General features: G+C 61.0%; 5 protein-coding genes. All 5 read left to right on the top strand.

The window, feature by feature from the left end; all coding sequences use genetic code 11:
- The coding region (locus tag ABIZ35_RS24005) for an FAD-dependent oxidoreductase (RefSeq protein WP_348222459.1) at positions 1-534 on the top strand (534 nt) is incomplete at its 5' end.
- Positions 535-537: 3 nt separating this feature from the next.
- On the top strand, positions 538-3,177 hold the full coding sequence (locus tag ABIZ35_RS24010) for a DPP IV N-terminal domain-containing protein (protein WP_348222460.1): 2,640 nt from the start codon (positions 538-540) through the stop codon (positions 3,175-3,177).
- 29 nt (positions 3,178-3,206) lie between these two features.
- Positions 3,207-4,571, top strand: coding sequence for a Xaa-Pro peptidase family protein (locus tag ABIZ35_RS24015; protein ID WP_348222461.1), 1,365 nt, complete (start codon positions 3,207-3,209; stop codon positions 4,569-4,571).
- A gap of 213 nt (positions 4,572-4,784) precedes the next feature.
- On the top strand, positions 4,785-6,377 hold the full coding sequence (locus tag ABIZ35_RS24020; RefSeq protein ID WP_348222462.1) for an aldehyde dehydrogenase (NADP(+)): 1,593 nt from the start codon (positions 4,785-4,787) through the stop codon (positions 6,375-6,377).
- On the top strand, positions 6,374-8,023 hold the full coding sequence (locus ABIZ35_RS24025) for a DUF885 family protein (protein ID WP_348222463.1): 1,650 nt from the start codon (positions 6,374-6,376) through the stop codon (positions 8,021-8,023). Before ABIZ35_RS24020 ends, ABIZ35_RS24025 begins: the two co-directional genes overlap by 4 nt.
- Positions 8,024-8,106 lie beyond the last annotated feature (83 nt).

Genomic DNA, 8,106 nt, shown 5'->3' on the forward strand with positions numbered 1-8,106 from the left:
GGGGCGATTATTGCCGATGAATATGTACTGGCGGGCGGCGCCTGGTCGCCGCAGACGGTGCGCACGCTGGGAATACAGCTGCCGATGCAGGCGGGAAAGGGCTACAGCGTCACGCTGCCGGAGCCGCCGCAGACGCCGCGTGTGTGCTCGATTTTGATGGAGGCGCGTGTGGCGGTCACGCCGATGCTCTCGGGATTGCGGATCGGAGGAACGATGGAGGTGACAGGTCTCGACCTATCGATCAGCCAGCCGCGCGTCGATGGGATCTTGGAATCCGTGCCACGGTATTTCCCGAAATTTGCTGCGAGCGATTTCCAAAGCCTTCCCGTTTGGAGCGGTCTGCGCCCTTGCTCTCCCGATGGCATGCCGTACGTCGGCCGTTTTGCCCGATACCGAAATCTTGTCGCCGCGACGGGACACGCCATGATGGGGATCAGTTTAGGACCCGCCACGGGAGAGATCCTGGCTGACATCCTTTCCGAAAATGCGCCGAAGATCGACATTAGCGCTCTCAGTCCAGATCGGTTTCATTAACTTATGCAAAAGCGAATCACACGACGGGGATTTTTGACGCGGGCCGCCGTAGGCGGCGCCGGATTGATGGCCGGATCGGCTGGGTTTACCATGAACACTGTGAGCGCCGACGCCGCGACACGCACGATCGGCTCGCCGGCGGCTTATCGTCCGACCCCGGCGGAGTACGCCGCGCTGCTGACACGGCAGGAGCCTTACGAAGAGATCGTCCGCCTGCCGGTCTACAAGACCCAAATCGCGCCCCATTGGTTTGCCAACAATACGCGCTTCTGGTACCGCAACGATCTTGCGAAAGCGCGCCAAGAGTTCGTGCTCGTGGATGCGACAAACGCAACTCGCAAAGCGGCCTTTGATCACAACAAGCTCGCCGCCAGTTTATCCAAAGTGACGGGCAAGGCATATGAAGCTAGGCGGCTTCCGTTTCGCGATATTGCATTTACGGACGACGGCAAATCCGTCCTCTTCGCCTTGGATCAAGCGATTTGGCAGTGCGATTTGACGAGTTACGTCACGTCCCTATCGACCCGAACGGAACTGCTACTTGGCCCGACGAAAAACGATGCGCGTCATGATGGCGGTGATGGGGGGGCGCCCGAGAACGCTTCTCCTGATGGGCGATGGATCGCGTTCGTCAAAGACAATAATCTCTGGCTGCGCGATGCGAAGAGCGGCGCCGAGAAGGCCCTCGGCGCGCAGGGAACGGCCGAGCATCCCATCAGCGAGATGCTGCACTGGTCGCCGGATTCCCGGACCATCGTCGCTTTCACCGTGGCTCACGTGCCGGTGAAGCCCGTTTATATGGTCGAGTCGTCGCCCAAGAACGGAGACATGCGCGGCGAACTGCACCATCATGAGTACGAACAGCCGGGCGACGAGCTTTCCAAATTCGACATGTGGATCTTCGGCCCGGAGGCGGGAACGGCGACCAAGGCCCAAATCGATACGATCGATTTCTGGGATGGGACCGATGTTCGGTGGCGCGAAGGCGGCGACAAATTCTATTTCGAGCGCGCCGATCGCGGCCATCAGCGCTTTCGGATCTTCGAGATCGACACGCATACAGGCGCCGCCAAAACAATCGTCGATGAGCGCTCAAAGACGTTTATTAACACGACCAACGGATACACCTACTATCCCAAAAATGCTTCCGATGTGATTTATGTTTCCGAAATAGACGGCTGGCGTCATCTTTATCTTTACGATACGTACGCCGGCGTATTGAAGAACCCGATCACGCGCGGCGACTGGGTCGTACGGTCCGTGGATCGCGTGGATGACGACGCCCGCCAGATCTGGTTCGCGGCGAGCGGGAAAAATCACGGAGAAGATCCGTATCTGATCCATCACTATCGCGTCGATTTTGACGGATCGAATTTAGTCGCGCTGACTGAGGGAAACGGAACCCACGAAGTCCAGTACTCCCCCGACCGTAATTATTTGATCGACAGTTACTCCCGGGTAGACCTGCCGCCGGCGCACACGCTGCGCCGCGTGGCCGACGGTTCGCCAGTCGTCGCCTTGGAACAGGCGGACGCTTCGGAGCTGATCGCGGCCGGGTGGCGGATGCCGGAGCCGTTTGTCGCCAAAGGCCGCGACGGTCAGACCGATATCTGGGGAATCATCGTGCGCCCTTTCCAGTTCGACCCGGCGAAGAAGTATCCCATCGTGGAAAATATCTATGCAGGGCCGCAAGACTCGTTCGTCCAGAAGAGTTTCAGCGCGCGCAACGGGATGCAGTCGCTCGCCAATCAGGGGTTTATTGTCGTGATGAGCGACGGCATGGGGACGCGTAATCGCTCCAAAGCGTTTCACGATGTCTGCTGGCGCAACATCAAGGATGCGGGGTTTCCAGACAGGATCACCTGGATCAAGGCAGTGGCGGCGAAGTATCCCTATTGCGACACCGAGCGTGTGGGAATCTATGGCACATCCGCCGGCGGCCAGAACTCCACAGGTGCGCTGCTTTTCCATCCAGAGTTTTACAAAGTCGGTGTCTCCAGCTGCGGCTGTCACGACAATCGGATCGACAAGCGCTGGTGGAACGAACAGTGGATGGGGTACCCGGTTGGCCCGTGGTACAAGGAAAGCTCAAACATCGAGAACGCGGGCAAGCTGCGCGGTAAGCTGCTGCTGCTGGTGGGCGAGCTGGATTCCAATGTGCCGCCTGAGTCGACGCTGCGTCTCACCGACGCCTTGATGCGCGAGGACAAAGACTTCGACTTGCTCGTGCTTACGGGGATGGACCACACCGGCGGCGGCTCTTACGGAGAGCGCCGGCGCGTGGATTACTTTGTACGCCACCTGCTCGGCGTGGAGCCGCCGGACCGCAATGCGCCCAAGAAGGCGCCCACGTCGGTGACGCTGCATCCACGGCCGGTGAGCGATGAGTCGATGGCGCAGACGGACGGCGGGCCGGACACGTCAGTCGAATTTCGCAACGATACCGGCAAGACGGTCGAGCTGTTCTGGCTGCAAGGCGGCGGCAAGCGAACGTCGTACGGAGAGATCCTGCCCGGAGCCAGTCGTGTCCTGCACACTTACGCCGGCCATTCCTGGCTCGTGGTGACGACTGGCGGCGCTCCGATCGCCGTGTTCGTCGGAGAACGCCGCCCCGGGATTGCCGAAATTCGTGGCGGGCGTTAAGATTTTCAAGGGTTGGCGGGAGAGCAAGCATGAAAAGAAATTATTGGAATGCAGCCGAGTTCGCCGCGCGCCGAGATCGGATCTTCGATCGTATTGGCGCCGATGCGATGGCGCTGCTGCACGGCGCCGGGCCGGTCGCGGGATTTGAGCTGTTCCGGCAGACAAACGACTTTTACTATCTGACCGGGATCGAAGTCCCGCAAAGCTATTTGATCATGGATGGCGCGAAGCGGCGCGCCACGCTTTACTTGCCCCCGCGCAATCCACACGCCGCGAGCGAGGGCGGCGGGCTGGGGGCCGAGGACGTCGATCTTCTCAAGGGAATTTCGGGCGTCGATGATGTCTATTCTCTGGACTGTCTGACGGACCATCTCGTCTTCACTGCGAACATCTACGCGCCGCACAGTCCTTCCGAGGGACGCCTTGCTTGCCAGGACACGCTGCGCGTCGCCGTAAAGGCGCTTGCCGCCGATCCTTGGAACGGGCGCCCTACGCGGGATCAGAACGTGATTGAGCTTCTCGCGGAGCGCTGTCCCAATGCGGCCATCAAAGACCTCTCGCCGATCTTAAACGACCTGCGTCTGATCAAAAGCCCCCGCGAGCTGGACGCTATGCGCGACGCCGGCGCGATCTGCGCGCGCGCCGTGATCGAAGCGATGCGCGCGACGCGCCCTGGCGTCTACGAGTATCAACTGGGCGCGGTCGCCGATTACGTCTACCGGATCAACGACGTGCGCAGCGAAGGGTACCGCGCGATCATCGCGACGGCGGGCAATATCTGGCACGCACACTACTACCAGAACCATAGCCGCCTGGAAGACGGAGAATTGGTGCTGATGGATTACGCGCCCGATATCCAAAACTACACCAGTGACATTGGCCGGATGTGGCCGGTGAACGGCCGATACAACCCGGTGCAGCGTGAGCTTTATGGTTATATCGTCGAGTATCACAAGGCGCTTCTCAAATACATTCGGCCCGGGGTTCTCCCGCGTCAAATCCTTGCTGAGGCTGCGGCCGACATGGCGATCGTGATCGACAACATGTCTTTCTCCAAGCCGATTTACGAACAGGCCGCGCGGCGCACCCTGACTTTCGAAGGCCATCTCTCGCATCCGGTGGGAATGGCCGTCCATGATGTGGGCAAGTACTTCGACCGCCCCCTGGAGCCGGGCCTAGTCTTTGCGCTCGATCCGCAGATGTGGATTCCCGAAGAAAAACTCTATATCCGAGTTGAGGATACCGTCGCCGTTACCGAGCGAGGCGTCGAAGTGCTGACGGCGGACGCGCCGCTGGAGCTTTATGATGTCGAAGCGATTATCGACGCGCGCGGACTGATCCAGCAATTTCCCATGACTCTTGGCGAAGTGGTTCGGGAGCTGGCGATTAATTGAGCCTGTAAACCAGGCCAGCGAATGAATTCGCGCCTACAAGTACGGTCACCCACCTTCGTGGGTTCAGATTTTATGCTACAGGCGCTTATGAATGTGCCTTAGGCTCCTTAGTCGACGAAGGTCGACGGCCGTACTTTTAGCCGCGAATTTATTCGCCGGGCTTGCGCCGTAGGCGCAACGATTGAGTTCATTGGCGATCTAAGGACGAAATTTATGACGACTCTGCATGGCGGCAATTTGATTGGCGGGACCTCTTCGGCGCTGGGAAATATCAAATTTTCTGGATACAGCACCCTTGAGGGCAAAAGTTTGGACACGGCCTACCATGAGGCGACGCCAAATGAGATCGACCGCGCCGTGGAGCTTGCGGCCGAGGCGGCAGGAGCTTACCGGACGCTTCCAGCCGGCGTGCGCGCCGATTTTCTCTGCCGGATCGCCGACGAGATCGTGGCGCTTGGCGACGATCTTTTGGAGATCGCGCATCAGGAAAGCGCGCTGCCGAAGGATCGATTGACCGGTGAGCGTGGGCGCACGGTCGGTCAGCTGCGGATGTTCGCGGATCTGGTGCGCGAAGGCTCGTATGTGGACGCTCGTATCGACCGCGCGCTGCCGGACCGCACTCCACTTTCGCGTCCCGAGATGCGCCGGATGCTCATCCCACTGGGGCCGGTTGCGGTCTTCGGCGCGAGCAACTTTCCCTTCGCCTTCTCCGTCGCCGGCGGAGATACGGCGTCGGCCCTCGCGGCCGGCTGTCCGGTCGTCGTAAAAGCGCATCCCGCGCATCCCGGGACCTCCGAGATGGCCGCGGGCGCGATCGTTCGGGCCGCCCAGGCGTTGGGAATATCGCCCGGCGTTTTCTCCATGACGCATGGGCGGGCGGATGTCGGCGCACGGCTTGTGCGCCATCCCGACTTGGAAGCCGTGGCGTTTACGGGCTCGCTTGGCGCGGGCCGCGCGTTGTTCGACATCGCGGCGGGCCGTCCGAAACCGATCCCTGTTTACGCCGAGATGGGCAGCATCAATCCCATCTTCGTGCTTCCGAGTGCTCTGGAAGAGCGCGGGGCGGCGCTGGCGGCTGGCCTCGCGCAGTCCGTCACGGCCGGGGTGGGGCAGTTCTGCACCAATCCAGGCCTCGTCGTAGGTCTCCAAAGTGCAGAGTTCGATGAGTTTATTCTGACTGTCGCGCGAACTGTGTCCCAGGCGTCGTCGCCGATGCTCACCATGGGCATCTGCAGCGCCTATCATCAGGGCCGCGAGCGTTTGAAAAATCTGCGCGGGGTGCATCTCGAAACTCGGCAGACCGAGCAGGCCGATTCCGCGCATGCGCTGGCGGCGCCGTCGGTGTACAGCACCGACGCAGAGACGTTCTTAGGGACGCCCATACTCTCTGAGGAAATCTTTGGTCCGCTGACGTTGGTGGTCGCCTGCCGCACATCAGACGAAATGCTCGCGGTTGCCCGGAGCCTGGAAGGGCAATTGACGGCTACCATTCACGCCGGCGCTTCCGATCCTTCCGCATTACGGGATCTTGCGGCGATCCTTGAAACCAAGGTCGGCCGATTGGTCTTCAACGGGTTTCCCACCGGGGTGGAGGTCGCCCCGGCGATGCAGCACGGCGGCCCGTATCCGGCGACGACCGACAGCCGTTCGACCTCCGTGGGCGCAGCGGCTATCTTGAGGTTTCTGCGTCCTGTGTGCTGGCAGAACGCTCCTAATGAACTCCTGCCGCCGGAGCTTCAAAACGACAATCCGCGCGGCGTCTGGCGTCTTGTCGATAACCAATGGACGCGCGAGGCAATCGCATGACTGCACTACTCACCATCGCCCGCGCGAGCCGGATCTCGGCCAAAGATCGCATGCCCGAATTGATCTCCCGTTTTCGCAGTGACCGAAATTGTCTGGAGCGTCAGCTGGCCGTTCCTTACTCCGAAGTGTTCTGGACGCGCCGTGAATCGTTTCTGCAAGAGTGGCGCGGAGCATTGGAAGCGCTGACCTACGATGAATTGAGCCGGGATGATCGCTGCGACTGGCGTTTGCTGTCTGGCTTGCTGGATGCTGAGGGCCGCCGCCTGTCCCAGGAACGCCGCCGATTTGCCGCCGCGAAAATCCTGCTGCCGTTCGCCGAGCGTTTGACGGATTTGGAGACACGCCGCCGCCGGCGAGAAGATGTCGACGCTCAGAGCGCCGCCAAGCAATTGGATCACGCATTGACCGAGCTGCGCGCCGCCACGCTGCGGCTGGGCGCGGACCGGGATTCTCTTTCCCCCACAAGTATCGCCGACGCGGCCGAGGCGGCCCTCACGCTTCGCGGGATGCTGAAGGAGTGGTTTGCGTTTTACAGCGGTTACGATCCGCTCTTCACATGGTGGGTGGAAAAGCCTTTCCAGGCGCTGGACTTTGCATTAGAACAGTACGCTGTGTCTTTACGTCCCGCCGTCGGCGAAATCCTGGGAGCCCTGGTTGGGCGCGCGGCGCTCTGTGATGAGCTCCGCTACGCACAAGTCGCCTACACTCCCGAGGAGTTGATCGCGGCGGCGCGCGAGGATATGCTCTCGTGCCGGACGGAATTGCGTCTTGCGGCGCGCGCCATGGGATGCGGCGATGACTGGCGCGCCGCGCTGGAGCTTGTGAAACAAGATCATGTCGCGCCCGGCGAGCAGCCTGCGCTGGTGCGCGAACTGGCCAATGAGGCCATTGCTTATGTCGAGGCGGAGAACCTCGTTACCGTCCCCGACCTCGCGCGCGAATGCTGGCAAATGGAGATGATGTCGGCTGAGCGTCAGAAGATCAACCCGTTCTTCACCGGCGGCGAGACCATCGCCATCTCTTTTCCGACAAACGCTATGGAGCACTCGCAAAAAGAAATGAGCCTGCGCGGCAACAATCGCTATTTCGCCCGCGCGACTGTCCATCATGAACTGATCCCCGGACACCATCTTCAGTGCTTCTGTCAGGAGCGGTATCGCCCATACCGGCGAATCTTCTACACCCCATTCTGGGTGGAAGGCTGGACGCTGCACTGGGAAATGCTGCTCTGGGAGCGCGGGTTCGCCCGCACTCCGCAGGAAAAGATCGGCATGCTCTTCTGGCGTCAGCATCGCTGCGCCCGCGTGACCTTCTCTCTGGGGTTTCACCTGGGGGAAATGACGGCCGAGGAATGCGTCGAAATGCTCGTCTCCGAAGTCGGCCACGAACGCGACAACGCCGAAGCCGAAGTGCGCCGCTCCTTCGAGGGCGGATATGATCCCCTCTACCAGCTTGCCTATCTCATCGGCGGCATGCAGATGCATTCCCTGCACCGGGAACTGGTCCACGGCGGTCGCATGACCGACCGCGAGTTCCACGACGCCGTTATGCACGAAAACTGCATGCCGATCCCGACCCTGCGCGCTCTCCTGACAGGGGACCCGCTGGAGCGCGATTTTGATGTGGATTGGAAGTTTCTGGGCTGACTTGTCTCCTTTTGACCCCTCCCATGCTTCGCGCCCCTGCGTGACCTACCCCGTCCTTTGCGCGGCCTGCGTGACCTACCCGT

Source organism: Capsulimonas sp., from assembly GCF_039929585.1.
Taxonomy (GTDB): domain Bacteria; phylum Armatimonadota; class Armatimonadia; order Armatimonadales; family Capsulimonadaceae; genus Capsulimonas.